Annotated in this window: 14 protein-coding genes; 6 read left to right on the top strand and 8 right to left on the bottom strand. The window is 68.5% G+C overall.

Annotated elements, in window-relative coordinates; translation table 11 throughout:
* The first annotated feature begins 94 nt into the window (after nucleotides 1-94).
* On the top strand, nucleotides 95-1,036 hold the full coding sequence (gene pheA, locus AB663_RS01665; protein ID WP_067195033.1) for a prephenate dehydratase: 942 nt from the start codon (nucleotides 95-97) through the stop codon (nucleotides 1,034-1,036).
* A gap of 103 nt (nucleotides 1,037-1,139) precedes the next feature.
* On the opposite strand, the gene AB663_RS01660 is transcribed toward pheA, so the two are convergent.
* The 3 genes from AB663_RS01660 to AB663_RS01650 form a co-directional block, all read right to left on the bottom strand.
* A complete protein-coding gene (locus AB663_RS01660) occupies nucleotides 1,140-2,180 on the bottom strand; it encodes an LLM class flavin-dependent oxidoreductase (RefSeq protein ID WP_198147960.1) in 1,041 nt (346 codons plus the stop codon).
* Between the two features lie 69 nt (nucleotides 2,181-2,249).
* Nucleotides 2,250-2,477 carry a DUF2795 domain-containing protein gene (locus tag AB663_RS01655; RefSeq protein ID WP_067195027.1) on the bottom strand — a complete coding sequence of 76 codons (228 nt, stop codon included), beginning with the start codon at nucleotides 2,475-2,477 and terminating at the stop codon, nucleotides 2,250-2,252.
* A gap of 134 nt (nucleotides 2,478-2,611) precedes the next feature.
* Nucleotides 2,612-3,034 carry an Hsp20/alpha crystallin family protein gene (locus tag AB663_RS01650; protein ID WP_067195024.1) on the bottom strand — a complete coding sequence of 141 codons (423 nt, stop codon included), beginning with the start codon at nucleotides 3,032-3,034 and terminating at the stop codon, nucleotides 2,612-2,614.
* A 120-nt stretch (nucleotides 3,035-3,154) separates the two neighbouring features.
* On the opposite strand from AB663_RS01650, the gene AB663_RS01645 reads away from it, so the two are divergent.
* From AB663_RS01645 to AB663_RS01635, 3 genes are all read left to right on the top strand, one after another.
* Nucleotides 3,155-3,457: a MerR family transcriptional regulator gene (locus AB663_RS01645; RefSeq protein ID WP_067195022.1), complete on the top strand. Its 303-nt coding sequence runs from the start codon at nucleotides 3,155-3,157 to the stop codon at nucleotides 3,455-3,457.
* A gap of 72 nt (nucleotides 3,458-3,529) precedes the next feature.
* On the top strand, nucleotides 3,530-4,171 hold the full coding sequence (locus AB663_RS01640; protein ID WP_157540813.1) for a phosphoribosyltransferase: 642 nt from the start codon (nucleotides 3,530-3,532) through the stop codon (nucleotides 4,169-4,171).
* 39 nt (nucleotides 4,172-4,210) lie between these two features.
* Complete coding sequence (locus AB663_RS01635; protein ID WP_067195018.1) at nucleotides 4,211-5,938, top strand: cation:proton antiporter; 1,728 nt, start codon at nucleotides 4,211-4,213, stop codon at nucleotides 5,936-5,938.
* A 76-nt stretch (nucleotides 5,939-6,014) separates the two neighbouring features.
* On the opposite strand, the gene AB663_RS01630 is transcribed toward AB663_RS01635, so the two are convergent.
* The gene (locus AB663_RS01630) at nucleotides 6,015-7,487 is read right to left on the bottom strand and encodes a dicarboxylate/amino acid:cation symporter (protein ID WP_083511045.1); all 1,473 of its coding nucleotides are present in this window, start codon (nucleotides 7,485-7,487) and stop codon (nucleotides 6,015-6,017) included.
* 392 nt (nucleotides 7,488-7,879) lie between these two features.
* Here AB663_RS01630 and AB663_RS01625 point away from each other — a divergent pair, with 392 nt between their 5' ends.
* The gene (locus tag AB663_RS01625; RefSeq protein WP_157540811.1) at nucleotides 7,880-8,224 is read left to right on the top strand and encodes a hypothetical protein; all 345 of its coding nucleotides are present in this window, start codon (nucleotides 7,880-7,882) and stop codon (nucleotides 8,222-8,224) included.
* 153 nt (nucleotides 8,225-8,377) lie between these two features.
* On the opposite strand, the gene AB663_RS01620 is transcribed toward AB663_RS01625, so the two are convergent.
* The 4 genes from AB663_RS01620 to AB663_RS01605 form a co-directional block, all read right to left on the bottom strand.
* On the bottom strand, nucleotides 8,378-8,779 hold the full coding sequence (locus AB663_RS01620; RefSeq protein ID WP_067195012.1) for a hypothetical protein: 402 nt from the start codon (nucleotides 8,777-8,779) through the stop codon (nucleotides 8,378-8,380).
* A 117-nt stretch (nucleotides 8,780-8,896) separates the two neighbouring features.
* Nucleotides 8,897-9,550, bottom strand: a complete 654-nt coding sequence (locus AB663_RS17055) for a hypothetical protein (RefSeq protein WP_157540809.1) — start codon at nucleotides 9,548-9,550, stop codon at nucleotides 8,897-8,899.
* A gap of 186 nt (nucleotides 9,551-9,736) precedes the next feature.
* The gene (locus tag AB663_RS01610) at nucleotides 9,737-9,973 is read right to left on the bottom strand and encodes a helix-turn-helix domain-containing protein (RefSeq protein WP_067195008.1); all 237 of its coding nucleotides are present in this window, start codon (nucleotides 9,971-9,973) and stop codon (nucleotides 9,737-9,739) included.
* Nucleotides 9,970-10,578, bottom strand: a complete 609-nt coding sequence (locus AB663_RS01605; protein WP_067195006.1) for a hypothetical protein — start codon at nucleotides 10,576-10,578, stop codon at nucleotides 9,970-9,972. Before AB663_RS01605 ends, AB663_RS01610 begins: the two co-directional genes overlap by 4 nt.
* A 365-nt stretch (nucleotides 10,579-10,943) precedes the next feature.
* Between AB663_RS01605 and AB663_RS01600 the strand changes: the two genes are divergently transcribed.
* Nucleotides 10,944-13,469 carry an ATP-dependent Clp protease ATP-binding subunit gene (locus tag AB663_RS01600; RefSeq protein ID WP_067195003.1) on the top strand — a complete coding sequence of 842 codons (2,526 nt, stop codon included), beginning with the start codon at nucleotides 10,944-10,946 and terminating at the stop codon, nucleotides 13,467-13,469.
* Nucleotides 13,470-13,677: the final 208 nt, after the last annotated feature.

Below are 13,677 nucleotides of genomic sequence, written 5' to 3'. Positions count from 1 at the left end.
CGTATGCGGGTTCCGCGACGATGCGCGGCGCCGCGGGAGGATCCGCCCACCGCGCGGACGGACCGCGGGGTCCGGGGAAGACTAGGCTTGCGGCGTGACCGATCGCCGCACCTACAGCTATCTCGGACCCGCAGGCACCTTCACGGAAGCGGCGCTCGAACAGGTGCCGGAGGCTCGCGGCCAGGAGTGGCGCCCCGTGCACAACGTGGGTGAGGCGCTGGCCGACGTGCTGGAGGGGCGCAGCGACGCCGCCATGATCGCGATCGAGAACTCGATCGAGGGCGGGGTCTCCACCACGCAGGATGCGCTGGCGACGCTCCCCGGACTGCGGATCGTCGGCGAGTACCTCGTGCAGGTGAACTTCGTGCTCGTGGCGCCTCCGGGCACCACCCTCGACGAGGTGCAGGTCGTGGCCGCGCACCCCGTCGCCTACGCCCAGTGCCACGGCTGGCTCGGCGCGCACCTGCCGACCCACTCGCACGTGCCTGCGGCGAGCAACGTGGCCTCGGCCATCGGCGTGCTCGACGGCACGCTCCCCGCCCAGGCGGCCATCGCGCCCCCGGGAATCGTGCGCCACTACGACGTCGATGTGCTCGCCGAGGGCATCGGCGACAACGCGCAGGCCGTGACGCGCTTCGTGCTCGTCACCCGCACGACCCGGTCTCCCGAGCCGACGGGCGCCGACAAGACCTCGCTCATCGTCGAGCTGCCGCACGACCACCCCGGCTCGCTGCTGGAGATGCTCGAGCAGTTCTCCACCCGTGGCATCAACCTGTCGCTCATCGAGTCGCGGCCCATCGGCGACGAGCTCGGTCGCTACCGCTTCGTCATCGACGCCGACGGGCACATCGAGCACGAGCGCATGGCCGACGCGCTGCTCGGCATCCGCCGGTTCAGCCCGCGCGTGGTGTTCCTCGGCTCGTATCCGCGCGCCGACAGGCAGATCGTGCAGTACCCCGAGCGCTACTCCGACGAGGTGTTCGTCGAAGCGCGCGACTGGCTGCGCGGCATCCTCTCCGGCGAACCGGAGGCATGATCGCGGCGGGAGCCCCGCCGGGGCGATGCGAGGGGCGGCAGGCCGGCGTGAACGGTCGGCGGGTCCGGCCTCGGCAGCCGGCGCGACGGCTGGGTCTGGCCGCTCAGAGAGAGGCCGCGACGAGCTCGAGCGTCTGAGCGCGGCCCGGGGCCGCGTCGCGGGGCTCCGCATCGTACGACGCGGCAACAGGCGACAGCATGACCTCGTCGATGCCGTAGCGCGCGGCGAACTCGCGCACCTCGGCGGCGACGGAGGCGCCCGTGCCGACGAACCACCGCGACCGGGCGGCCTCGACGACCTGTGTCGTGGCGGCATCCGGCTCGGCGGCGAGGGCCTGCTCCACCGTCTCGAGCGCCTCGAGCGGCTTGTTCAGCCGCAGGCGCGCCATCATGCGCAGCTGCGGGAGGGCGCGCTCCTCCGCCTCCTCCGACGTCGGCGCGGCCACCGCGTTCACCGTGAGGAACGTGACGGGCTCAGGATGCTGCTCGCTCGGCTGGTATCCGCCGCGGTACAGGTCGAGCGCGCGCTCGAGCCCCTGCCCGGAGAAGTGGTTCGCGAACACGTAGGGGAGGCCGAGTGACGCGGCCAGCTGCGCCGAGTAGTCGCTCGAGCCGAGCAGCCACACCTCCGGCGCGCCGGTGGCCGCGGGCGTCGAGCGCACGGTGTACTCGCCGCCCGAGGTGAAGCGCACGGTGGCGCCGTCTCCGCCGAGGAGCGCGGTGATGTCCTGCACGTGGCGTGGGAACTGCTCGACGTCGCTCGTGGTGCCCGAGCCGCGCAGCAGCTGGGTGATCACCGGATCGCTCCCGGGGGCGCGTCCGAGTCCGAGGTCGATGCGGCCGGGCGCGATGGCCTCGAGCGCCGCGAACTGCTCGGCCACGATGAGCGGGGCGTGGTTCGGCAGCATCACGCCGCCCGAACCGAGGCGGATGCGCGAGGTCCTGGTGGCGGCGGCAGCGATGAGCACGGGAGGGGTCGTGGATGCGACCGCCGGCATGTTGTGGTGCTCGGCGAACCAGTACCGGCGGAAGCCGAGCCGGTCGGCGGTGTCGGCGAGTGCGAGCGAGGCGGAGATCGCCTCGGCACTGGTCTGCCCGGTGCGCACCGGGACGAGGTCGAGGACGGAGAGCGAGGTGGAAGTCATCACCCAGGGCAACAGAGAGGGAGGACGGGGAATTCCCCGCCCTCCCCTGGTCGAGGCGACGCTGCCCCGTCAGGCGCGCACCGGCTGCGGCGGTGCGAAGGCGTCGGCCAGCGCACGGCGGGCGAGCCGGTAGCGGATGTGCCATGCTGCGCTGTAGCTCTGGTCGGGGAGCGCCTCGAGCAGCGCCCTGTCGTCGGCGCCCAGCCCCTCGCGAGCGGCTTCGCGCAGGAGGTCGTCGCGGGTGGCCGGGTACTCCATGCCGGCGAGGAAGCGATCGAGTGCGGGGGAGTGCGGCATACGGTTCTTCCTTTCCGAGGAGGGGCCGGGAGCCCGCCGACGTTCCGTCGGACGGCGGCGCGGGCGGGCTCCGCGGTGCAACGGTGCGGATGCGTGTGCGGCGGCGGGCCGGGCTCGCGCCCGGCCCGGGTCGGTCAGGCGTTGATGGCCTGCCGCTGTTCGCCGGTCTCGACCTCGATCTTGCGCGGCTTCGCGCGTTCGCTGACCGGGATGATGACCGACAGCACGCCGCTCTCGTACGAGGCGCTGATGTTGTCGACATCCACGCCGTCGCCGAGGGTGAACTGGCGGAGGAACTGGCCGGCGCCGCGCTCGCGGGCGAGCCAGCGCACGCCCTCACGGCTGTCGGCCGTGCGCTGCGCGCGGATCGTGAGCTGCGAGCCGTCGACGTCGACGTCGATCGACCCCGGGTCCACACCGGGGAGGTCGGCGTGCAGGAGGTACCGGTCCCCGTCGCGGAACAGGTCCACCGGCATCAGCCGTGGTGCGCGAACGGAGTCCAGCACGCTCGCGGCGAACCGATCGAGCTGACTGAACGGATCGAATGACAGCGCCATGTGTGTCTCCTTTCGTGCGGGCCCCCGCAGGGGCGGGTGTGGGTGAGATCTGCATCTCGTGGTATAGATTTGTTATAGATCAACTCGAGATCGATTGCAACTGGTGAAGAAGGAAACCTCATGGCCGAACGAGACTCTCGCACCCCCGTCTACGGGATCGCCGTCGCTGCACAGCTCAGCGGGGTGCCTGAGGCGAGTCTGCGGCTGTTCGAGGCCAAGGGGCTCCTCACGCCGGCGCGCAGCGAAGGGGGCACGCGCCGCTACAGCGATGACGACATCGCTCGACTGCGCCGCGTCACCGATCTGCGCGAGGAGGGCATCAACATCGCCGGCATCCGCCGTGTGCTCGACCTCGAAGACGAGAACGCCGACCTGCGCGAGCGGGCGGCTGAGAACGGGGCGGATGCCGACTCCCCGTCGTGACCGCGGCCGCCCGGCCAGCGCGCGCCTTGACCCGCGATGCCCGCGGGAGTAGGCCGGAGACGGGAGGTCGCCGTGGAGAGGTTCCGAGACCGGGAGCATGCAGGACGGATGCTGGCCGCGCGCCTGGCCGCGGATCCGCCGGCCGACCCCGTGGTGCTGGGGCTTCCGCGAGGCGGCGTTCCCGTCGCGGCCCCGGTCGCTCGGGAGCTCGATGCTCCGCTCGACGTGCTCGTCGTGCGCAAGGTCGGCGTGCCCTGGCATGACGAGGTAGCGATGGGAGCGGTCGGCGAGTCCGGCGCGACCGTGCGGAACGAGGGGGTGATCGCCGCATCGGGAGTCGACGACGATGCCTTCGCCCGCGCGGAGCGGCGTGAGCGCGCCGTGGTCGCGGAGCGCGTGGTGCGCCTGCGGGGTGTCCGCCCGCCCGTCGACCTGAGGGGAAGGAACGTCGTTATCGTCGACGACGGCATCGCCACGGGGGCCACGGTGCGCGCGGCCTGTGCCGTCGCGCGCGCCCGCGGGGCGGCATCCGTCGTCGTCGCCGTCCCCGTCGCCTCGCCGGATGCCGTGGCGGAACTCGAACGGAGCAGCGACGCCGACACCGTCGTCTGCCTCGACGCCCCTGAGGGCTTCATGGCCGTCGGCATGCACTACCTCGACTTCCGGCAGGTCGACGACGCATCCGTCGCGTCTCTCCTCGCCGCGCACGGCTGACGCTCCTCCGGCGCTCGACCGCCCAGTACCGTGGGGGGCATGGATGCCGAGATCTTCTACGTGCTCGTCGGCAGCGTCGCCGTGGCGGCGGTCGCCCGCTGGCGGGGATGGCCCGCACCGCTGCTCGTGACCGTCACCGCGCTGGCCGCGTCGTTCCTTCCGTTCGTGCCCGACGTCGAGATCGACGGGCACCTGCTGCTCAACCTCGTGCTCCCTCCGCTGCTCTATTCGGCGGCGCTCGACGTGTCGTTCGTCGGCTTCAAACGCAGCCTCCCGCAGATCCAGCGGCTCGGGATCTGGCTCGTGCTCCTCACGACCTTCGCCGTCGGACTCGTCGCGTGGTTCATCCTGCCGTCGCTGACGCTCCCCGGCGCACTGCTGCTCGGCGCCATCGTCGCCCCGCCCGACGCCGTGTCGGCCGCAGCGATCGGTCGCAAGCTCGGGCTGCCGCGGCGGATCATGACCGTGCTGTCGGGGGAGAGCCTGATCAACGACGCCACGTCGCTGACGCTGTACCGGGTGTTCGCCGCCATCCTCGCCGGCGCCACGATCGGGGTGTGGGACGGCGTGTGGCAGTTCGTGATCGCCGTCGTCGTCGGCGTCGTCGTGGGGCTGCTCTTCGGCATCGTGCTGCACCAGCTGCGCATGCGCATCGGCGACCCCGTGGTGATCGGAACGTTCGGCCTGCTCGCGCCCTTCGGCGCCTACGCCATCGCCGAGCACCTCGGGGGCTCCGGCGTGCTCGCCGTGGTCGCCATGGGGATCTACGTGGGATTCAACGCCCCGCGCACCGACTACACCACGCGTCAGCAGGAGACCCCGCTCTGGCTGTCGGCCGACCTGCTGCTCGAGAGCTTCGTCTTCGCGTACATCGGCCTGCAGTTCCCGCGGGTGCTGAGCGACCTCGGCAGCGAGTCCGCGGGGCACATCCTGCTGCTGTCGGCCGCCGTGCTGCTCGTGGTGCTCGTCGTCCGCCCGCTGTACGTGTACCCCACCAGCGCGATGGCGAATCGGATGGACAGGAAGAGGCTCGCCCGATGGGACCGCAGCGTCGAAACGGGCGAGTTCGATCGGCGACGGCGGCACTCGAAGCGCTGGCGCGATCAGGATCCCGACGACCTGCGGGCGCAGATCCTCCGGGAGCGGATGTCGGGGCTGCAGCTCACCGCGCGCGACAACGCCGTCATCTCCTGGGCGGGCATGCGCGGCGTCGTCACGCTGGCCACGGCTCTCGCCGCCGCAGACCTCGCGACGCTGGGGCCGCAGGCATCGCACGCGATCGTGGTCGTCGCGTTCATCGTCACCGTCGGCACGCTGCTGCTGCAGGGGCTCACGCTGCCGCTGCTGATCCGCAGGCTCGGCATCCGCAGCGATGACGAGCACGACGAGGACGTGCAGGCGTTGGCCGCAGTGCAGGCGAAGACACGCGAGGCGGGCAAGGAATTCATCGCAGCCAAGCGCGTCGAGTGGGAGGCCAAGCACGGCCCGATGGACCTGCGCGTGTTCGACGCCTTCGCGCAGCGCATGGCACGCGTCGAGAAGGATGCCGACGAGGCGCAGCAGGTCGAGGGGACCGTCGCCCGTCCGTCGTACGACGACCTGGTCGCGCTGTCGCGAGGGTGGCTGCATGTGCGCCGCGAGATCGTGCTCGCCGAGAGGGATGCCGGCAATCTCGACGAGGAGGTCATGCGCGAGCTGCTCACGGCGATGGATGCCGAGGAGCTGGCTCTCGACACGCGCGGGGCGCTGCGGCAGCAGCAGCGGTAACGCGTCGGTCGCAGACCAGAGCGCCCCACCCGCGGTCGGCGGATGGGGCGCTCTGCATCGATGCGGTTCGGCGGGGTCAGCCGGCCGACACGGGCTCCTTGGCAGAACCGGCCTCGGGAGCGCCGGCTTCGCCGTCGGTCGCCTCGCCGTCGTCGGCCGAGTCGTCGTCAGCCGAGTCGTCGTCAGCCGAGTCGTCGGCGAAGGGCAGGCCCTCGCGCGGCGCGTTGTAGAGGTCCTCGTCGAGGATGCCCTCGCGCTTCGCGACGATGGTCGGCACGAGCGCCTGACCCGCGACGTTGACGGCCGTCCGGCCCATGTCGAGGATCGGGTCGATCGCGATGAGCAGTCCGACGCCCTCGAGCGGCAGGCCGAGCGTCGACAGCGTGAGGGTGAGCATCACGATCGCGCCGGTGGTGCCGGCGGTGGCCGCCGAGCCGACGACCGAGACGATGACGATCAGCAGGTACTGCACGAAGTTCAGCTGGATGTCGAAGAACTGCGCCACGAAGATGGCGGCGATGGCCGGGTAGATGGCTGCGCAGCCGTCCATCTTCGTCGTGGCGCCGAACGGCACCGCGAACGACGCGTACGAGCGGGGGACGCCGAGGTTGCGCTCGGTGACGCGCTCGGTGAGCGGCAGCGTGCCGATCGACGAGCGGCTGACGAACGCCAGCTGCACGGCCGGCCACACGCCGGAGAAGTACTGCTTGATCGACAGGCGGTGGCTCTTCACGAGGATCGGGTAGACCACGAACAGCACGAGCGCGAGTCCGATGTAGATGGCGATGGCGAACCAGCCGAGCGAGGCCAGCTTCTCCCAGCCGTACTTCACGACGGCGGCGCCGATGAGGCCGAAGGTGCCCAGCGGGGCGATCCGGATGATCCACCACAGCACGCGCTGGATGACCTTGAGCAGCGACTCGGTGAACGCGAGGAACGGCTCGGCCTTCTTGCCGGCCTTGAGCGCGGCGATGCCGACGGCGGCGGCGACCACGATCACCTGCAGGATGTTGAAGCCCACCGTCGAGGTGAACGAGCCCTCGCTCGCGCCCGGCGACGTGCTGACCGTGATGCCGAGGAAGTTCTGCGGGATGAGGCCGAGGAGGAAGTTCCACCACGTGCCGACCGTGTACGGCTCACCCGTGGTGAGGCCCTCGCCGGCCTTGGCGCCCGGCTGGATCACGAGGCCGAGCACGATGCCGATGGTCACGGCGATGAAGGCGGTGATCGCGAACCACAGCAGGGTCTGGCCCGCCAGGCGTGCGGCGTTCTGCACGCGGCGGAGGTTCGAGATGCTCGCGACGATCGCGGTGAAGATCAGCGGCACGACGGCGGCGCGGAGCAGCGTGACGTACGAGCTGCCGATCGTGTCGAGGGTCGCGGACAGGCCGTTGGGGGTGTCGGCCGTCGCGCCCAGGTTGCGGGCGAGGAGGCCGGCGGCGATGCCGAGGACGAGTGCGGCGATGATCTGGAAGCCGAACGAGGTCAGCAGCTTTCGGACCGGTCCGCGGGTGTCGGGCGCCTTCTGGGCGCGTGCGGTAGTGCTCATCGGGGGGAAACTCCAGGATTCGCGGCGTGCCGAGTGCACGCCGTATGGCTCAACGCTAGGAGCGCCTGTGAATTCCCTGGGCGGATATGACGAACGATGACGGATGCCGTGGCGGCGGTGGCTTCGCGGCGGCAGTGCCGCTCGCATGAGCAGGTGGAAGAGGCGCCGGGGTATTGATCAAGCGTCTGGAATGTCTGCGGCTTGTGCCAGGGTGAACAGGAGTAGTCGGGAGATGAACTATGTCGGGGTTGCCATATCGCACCGTTCTGCGCCTCCCCGCTGAGGCCGATGCCATCAAGATCGCCGAGCAAGAGGCGGAGCGGTGGCTCCTTTCCAAATCCGATGATGCGGCACGCGAGCTCATCCGGTCCGGTGGCGTTTTCGCGCAGGGAGTGCACCAGATCTCGCCACACGCACAGGTGACTGTGGTGCGGGCAGACGGCGCTGCGGACGGAAGTCGCCGGATGCGGATCCACCTGGAAGAACACGGTTGGGAGGCATCGATCACCGCGGTCGACTACCCAGCGGGGAACCGCCGCCGCGACGCGCTCGTGATCAGCGCTGCCAACGTCGTCAATTCCCGCGTGGACTGGGTCGCCGCACCGCCGCGGTTGGTCTCGGACCTGCTCGCCAGGGAGGAGATCATCGACGGCGTGACACGGGTCACTGCTGAGCCGCAGTATGTCGGGACCGGCGAGATCGATGATCTTCTTACCGCGATCACAGACGGAAGCTGATCGGTATTGGTAATTGTTGCGGGCTCACTGGGGGCAGAATCCGATCGCGTCTTCCGCGACAGGCTCAAGCAATTGACTTCGAAAGTCATCGGTGTCGCCTCCGTCTACCTGGTACGAGGCGATGCTCTGGGCGCGCTCAACGAGCGCCTCGGATCAGCCCATGCGGTGACATCCGGCCGTGTGCGGACGTTCCTTCCGCGCGTCGATCTCGATGATGATCTCGACGGCAAGCGTCACCGTGTTCTTGGTCCGGCGACCTTTGCGCGGGCGCTTCGCCGCAACAGCGTCGCGCTTCAGCTTCAGGAGGCGTTTGCGGTCGAAACGCGCGCAGCGCTTTTGGAACGTCCCCTGGCCCCTGACATCAAGCGGAGCCTGGACATTCTCGACGCTGAGCACAAGAAGCTCACCCACGCACACCGGATCGAGGAACGCGCCGCACAGCACCTGACCTCTGGCCGCAAGCGGAGCGTTGACGAACCGCCTGCATCCGACGGTCCCGTCGCAGAAGAGCCCGGTGCGCAAGAACCGCACACGATGCGTGACGAGGTGTCCCACGTGACATCCGAGCCGGAGGCGGCCCGCGTCGTTGAAGCGCTGCGCATCCTCGCGTCGCGGTGGCTGGGTTCGAACGAGCCCGTCACGGCCGCAACCATCGATCTATTGGAAGAGCGTCTAGCACGGGAGAAAGCGTCCGCAGAGGAGTGGTTCGCAACGGCGTCCGAACTGGATGATCGTCTCGACGCTGCAAGACAGGAAGTCGAACGGCTCAGAGAAGAACGGGATGATCTCGACCTCGAGCTTGCCGGAGCCGATGAGGACGCGACGAAGCTCCGCGCGAAGATCCGCCAGATGCAGGAGGCGCTCAAGCGCGCGCAGCTCTACGCGGAAGCATATTCTGAACCCGAGACTGACCTGGGGTGGGAAGCGCCTCCGAACGTGGTCGAGCTGGCTCATATCCTGCATGCGGATTCTGCGGACAAGCACCCGGCATTCGCCCGTGTCGAATTCACGGGCGATTTCAGTGACGTGGAAGAGGTGCAGAAGCGAGACACGGTCAACCGATACGCCGTGGCCTTCTGGGAGTTCGTGCGCACATTGCACGATTACGCGGACTGCAAAGCCAGGGGCGAATTCTCGGGCAGCGTCCACATGTATCTGACGAGCGACGAGGGTGGCTACAAGTGCTCGCCCCAGCGCCACGCCGCGACAGAGAGCGACCTGGTGCTCAATAACGCGGCCTGGCGGGCAGAGCGCATCCGCCGCGTTCCCGAGACGGTTGACCCAGAGGGCTGGGTGCTGATGGACGCCCACTTCAAGCCGACGCATGCAGACACGGTCGCTCCGAGGATTGCACTACTTCGACGACACAGGTCCCGGCGGCACGGGGAAGGTGTACATCGGGTACATCGGTCGTCATCTTACGAATACCAAGACCCGCAATTCGTAAAGCAGGTCCCCGTCGGAGGTCGGCTGGGCACCTGGAGGCGGCTCAGCGCCGAATCTCCGGCGCGATCAGCGCTCCGAAAGAGCCAGCAGTTCGCCCACCTCGCAGTCCAGAGCCTCGCACACTGCACGCAGCGTCGAGAACCTGATGGCGCGAGCGCGGTCGTTCTTCAGAACCGACAGGTTCACGATGCTGATTCCCACCCGAGCGCTCAGCTCCGTCAGGGTCATCCCGCGCTCGGCGAGCAGCTCGTCCAGACGGCAGTGGATGCCGGTGAACTCGTCCTCGCTCTCGGCCGGACTCATACCAGACCTTCCGTGTCGCGCCGGAGGCGATCGCCCACGACGAAGACGGTTCCGATGATCGCGAGGGCGAAGGCCGCCAGCAGGAATGGGAACGGCTGCACCGAGATGACGGCAGTGTCGAAGAGGGTGTCCGTGGCCTGGGCGACGGCCGCATTCGCCAGGATGTTGTCGAAGAAATGAGAGGCGGCCGAACCCACGAGGCCGAGTATCCCTCCGCCCATCACCAGGCCGGTGTTGTAGCGACTGAACACCTGTCCGCGCAGAAGGTTCCGGCTGAGCAGGATCAGACAGACCACGACCCCGGTCGTGGTGAGCGCGAATGCGATCTGGCCAAGGAGGCCGGAGATGACACCAGTCGGCATGAGATCGGTGACCGTGACCACGCCGCGGTCCACCAGGATCGAAAGCGTCTCGGATCCGTTCGTCGCCTCCGCCGGAGTGTCGATGAATTCGGCGAGCACCTCGACCTTTCCGCCGGCGGCGAGCTCCATGCTGCGCACGATCGCCATGCAGATCGACGTGACCGCGATGCCGATCCCGATGAGGGCGAAAAGTGCGAGCGACACCACGTCGGCTCCGCTCAGCACCCGCGACTGGTCGTTCATGATCGCTCCTTAACGAATATCGTTGTTATCGATGTTCGTTAACATAACGAATGTCGATAAGTCTGGTCAAGCGGCGAGCGGCGGCGAACTGCGTTTCGACCCGCTGCGCTCGCTCAACGACCGGAGGTAACACGCGTCCGGCTCGCTTCGACAAGCTCAGCGAGCCAATAGAACCGTCTCAGCTCAGCGAGCCAACGAGATGGCTGCTCGCTTCGACAGGCTCAACGAGCGAGTGGCGGGCCCCTCTATGCCCACGGCGAACACGGGCATACGGCATCCGCCCGGTGGTTACTCTCGATGTATCAGCGCTTCGACCCTCACTATCTCGGGACCGAGAACGCGAGGAACGAACCAAGGAGTCAACAATGTTCGAGAGATTCACGGACCGAGCCCGTCGAGTGGTCGTCCTCGCCCAGGAAGAGGCGAAGATGCTCAACCACAACTACATCGGCACGGAGCACATCCTGCTCGGCCTCATCCACGAGGGCGAGGGCGTCGCCGCCAAGGCGCTCGAGAGTCTCGGCATCTCTCTTGACGCCGTTCGCGAGCAGGTGCAGGACATCATCGGCCAGGGTCAGCAGCAGCCGACCGGCCACATCCCGTTCACGCCGCGCGCCAAGAAGGTGCTCGAGCTCAGCCTCCGCGAGGCCCTTCAGCTCGGTCACAACTACATCGGCACCGAGCACATCCTGCTCGGTCTCATCCGCGAGGGCGAGGGCGTCGCCGCACAGGTGCTCGTCAAGCTCGGCGCCGACCTGAACAAGGTGCGCCAGCAGGTCATCCAGCTGCTCTCGGGTGCTCCCGGCCGTGAGCCGGCAGCCGTCGGCGCGCAGTCCAACGACACGCCGTCGAGCAACCAGGGTTCCCAGGTGCTCGACCAGTTCGGCCGCAACCTCACGCAGGCCGCCCGCGACAACAAGCTCGACCCGGTCATCGGGCGCGAGAAGGAGGCGGAGCGGGTCATGCAGATCCTCTCCCGTCGTTCCAAGAACAACCCCGTCCTCATCGGCGAGCCCGGTGTCGGCAAGACCGCCGTCGTCGAGGGTCTCGCGCAGGCCATCGTCAAGGGCGATGTGCCCGAGACGCTCAAGGACAAGCAGCTCTACTCGCTCGACCTCGGCTCGCTCATCGCCGGGTCCCGCTACCGCGGTGACTTCGAGGAGCGCCTGAAGAAGGTCACGAAGGAGATCCGCACGCGCGGCGACATCATCGTCTTCATCGACGAGATCCACACCCTCGTGGGTGCGGGTGCCGCCGAGGGTGCGATCGACGCCGCGTCGATCCTCAAGCCGCTGCTCGCCCGGGGCGAGCTGCAGACGATCGGCGCGACCACGCTCGACGAGTACCGCAAGCACTTCGAGAAGGATGCCGCGCTCGAGCGCCGCTTCCAGCCGGTGCAGGTGAACGAGCCGACGCTGCCGCACGCGATCAACATCCTCAAGGGGCTGCGCGACCGGTACGAGGCGCACCACAAGGTGCAGATCACCGACGGCGCGATCGTGGCCGCGGCGAACCTCGCCGACCGCTATGTCTCCGACCGCTTCCTGCCGGACAAGGCGATCGACCTGATCGACGAGGCGGGCGCCCGCCTGCGCCTGTCGATCCTGTCGAGCCCGCCCGAGCTGCGCGAGTTCGACGAGAAGATCGCCAAGGTGCGCGAGCAGAAGGAAGCGGCCAGCGAGGAGCAGGACTTCGAGAAGGCCGCGGCACTGCGCGACCAGGAGAAGGAGCTGCTCGCCGAGCGGCTGCGTCTCGAGAAGCAGTGGCGTTCGGGTGACGTCCAGGGCCAGGCGGTCGTGGACGAGGGCCTGATCGCCGAGGTGCTCGCACAGGCCACCGGCATCCCGGTCTTCAAGCTGACCGAGGAGGAGTCCTCGCGTCTCGTCTTCATGGAGAAGGCCCTGCACCAGCGGGTCATCGGTCAGGAGGAGGCCATCGCGGCTCTCTCCAAGACGATCCGCCGTCAGCGCGCCGGCCTCAAGGACCCGAAGCGTCCGTCGGGCTCGTTCATCTTCGCCGGCCCGACGGGCGTCGGAAAGACCGAGCTCGCCAAGGCGCTCGCCGAGTTCCTCTTCGACGACGAGGCCGCACTGATCTCGCTCGACATGAGTGAGTTCGGTGAGAAGCACACGGTCTCGCGTCTGTTCGGTGCCCCTCCTGGGTTCGTCGGATTCGAGGAGGGCGGCCAGCTCACCGAGAAGGTGCGCCGCAAGCCGTTCAGCGTGGTGCTGTTCGATGAGATCGAGAAGGCCCACCCCGACATCTTCAACTCGCTGCTGCAGATCCTCGAGGAGGGTCGACTCACCGACGGTCAGGGTCGGATCGTGGACTTCAAGAACACGGTCATCATCATGACCACGAACCTCGGTGCGCGCGACATCGCCGGCGGCCCCGTCGGCTTCCAGATCGAGGGCAGCAACCAGTCGACCTACGAGCGGATGAAGGGTAAGGTCAACGAAGAGCTCAAGCGGCACTTCAAGCCCGAGTTCCTCAACCGCGTCGACGACATCATCGTCTTCCCGCAGCTGAACAAGGACGAGCTCATCCAGATCGTCGACCTGTTCACCAAGCGGCTCGGCGAGCGTCTGCTCGACCGTGACATGACGATCGAGCTGTCGCAGGCGGCCAAGGAGCGGCTCATCGAGATCGGCTTCGACCCGGCGCTCGGTGCTCGGCCGCTGCGTCGCGCGATGCAGCACGAGATCGAGGACCGGCTGTCGGAGAAGATCCTGCACGGCGAGCTCAACTCCGGCGACCACGTGAAGGTGGATGCCGAGAACGGCGAGTTCTTGTTCGAGCACGGTCCGCGCGGTGAGCGCGTCGCCGTTGGCGTGAACACCGGCGGCGGGATCTCCGGCACCCCCGACCTGGCGGTCGCCAGCGGGGAGTGACCTCGACGCACGAAGGCGCGGATGCTGCGGCATCCGCGCCTTCGGCGTTTCCGGGGCGTTCCGGTCCGGGGCGGGTTTGCCGGCGGGCGCGGCGTCGGGGGCATGTTGCGGTGTCGCGGTGTGCGAAAAGTCGGAGTCGTGCGGTGACACGCCGTGTGCGGGGGCCCGGCGCCGGCGTGTCGCGCGGAGTCTCCGACGTTTCGTACGG

The organism is Microbacterium sp. XT11 (genome assembly GCF_001513675.1).
GTDB lineage: Bacteria > Actinomycetota > Actinomycetes > Actinomycetales > Microbacteriaceae > Microbacterium.
The sequence above is the reverse complement of the archived record's forward strand: the minus strand, read 5'-3'. Positions and strand labels throughout refer to the sequence as shown.

Excerpts from the sequence above, each read along its gene's own strand:
- AB663_RS01645 (WP_067195022.1), top strand. The coding sequence starts at position 3,155 with ATGGCCGAACGAGACTCTCGCACCCCCGTCTACGGGATCGCCGTCGCT.
- AB663_RS01605 (WP_067195006.1), bottom strand. The coding sequence starts at position 10,578 with ATGAACGACCAGTCGCGGGTGCTGAGCGGAGCCGACGTGGTGTCGCTC.
- AB663_RS01660 (WP_198147960.1), bottom strand. The coding sequence starts at position 2,180 with ATGACTTCCACCTCGCTCTCCGTCCTCGACCTCGTCCCGGTGCGCACC.
- AB663_RS01610 (WP_067195008.1), bottom strand. The coding sequence starts at position 9,973 with ATGAGTCCGGCCGAGAGCGAGGACGAGTTCACCGGCATCCACTGCCGT.
- AB663_RS01655 (WP_067195027.1), bottom strand. The coding sequence starts at position 2,477 with ATGCCGCACTCCCCCGCACTCGATCGCTTCCTCGCCGGCATGGAGTAC.
- AB663_RS01630 (WP_083511045.1), bottom strand. The coding sequence starts at position 7,487 with ATGAGCACTACCGCACGCGCCCAGAAGGCGCCCGACACCCGCGGACCG.
- AB663_RS01650 (WP_067195024.1), bottom strand. The coding sequence starts at position 3,034 with ATGGCGCTGTCATTCGATCCGTTCAGTCAGCTCGATCGGTTCGCCGCG.
- AB663_RS01635 (WP_067195018.1), top strand. The coding sequence starts at position 4,211 with ATGGATGCCGAGATCTTCTACGTGCTCGTCGGCAGCGTCGCCGTGGCG.
- AB663_RS17055 (WP_157540809.1), bottom strand. The coding sequence starts at position 9,550 with ATGCGTCGGCTTGAAGTGGGCGTCCATCAGCACCCAGCCCTCTGGGTC.
- AB663_RS01600 (WP_067195003.1), top strand. The coding sequence starts at position 10,944 with ATGTTCGAGAGATTCACGGACCGAGCCCGTCGAGTGGTCGTCCTCGCC.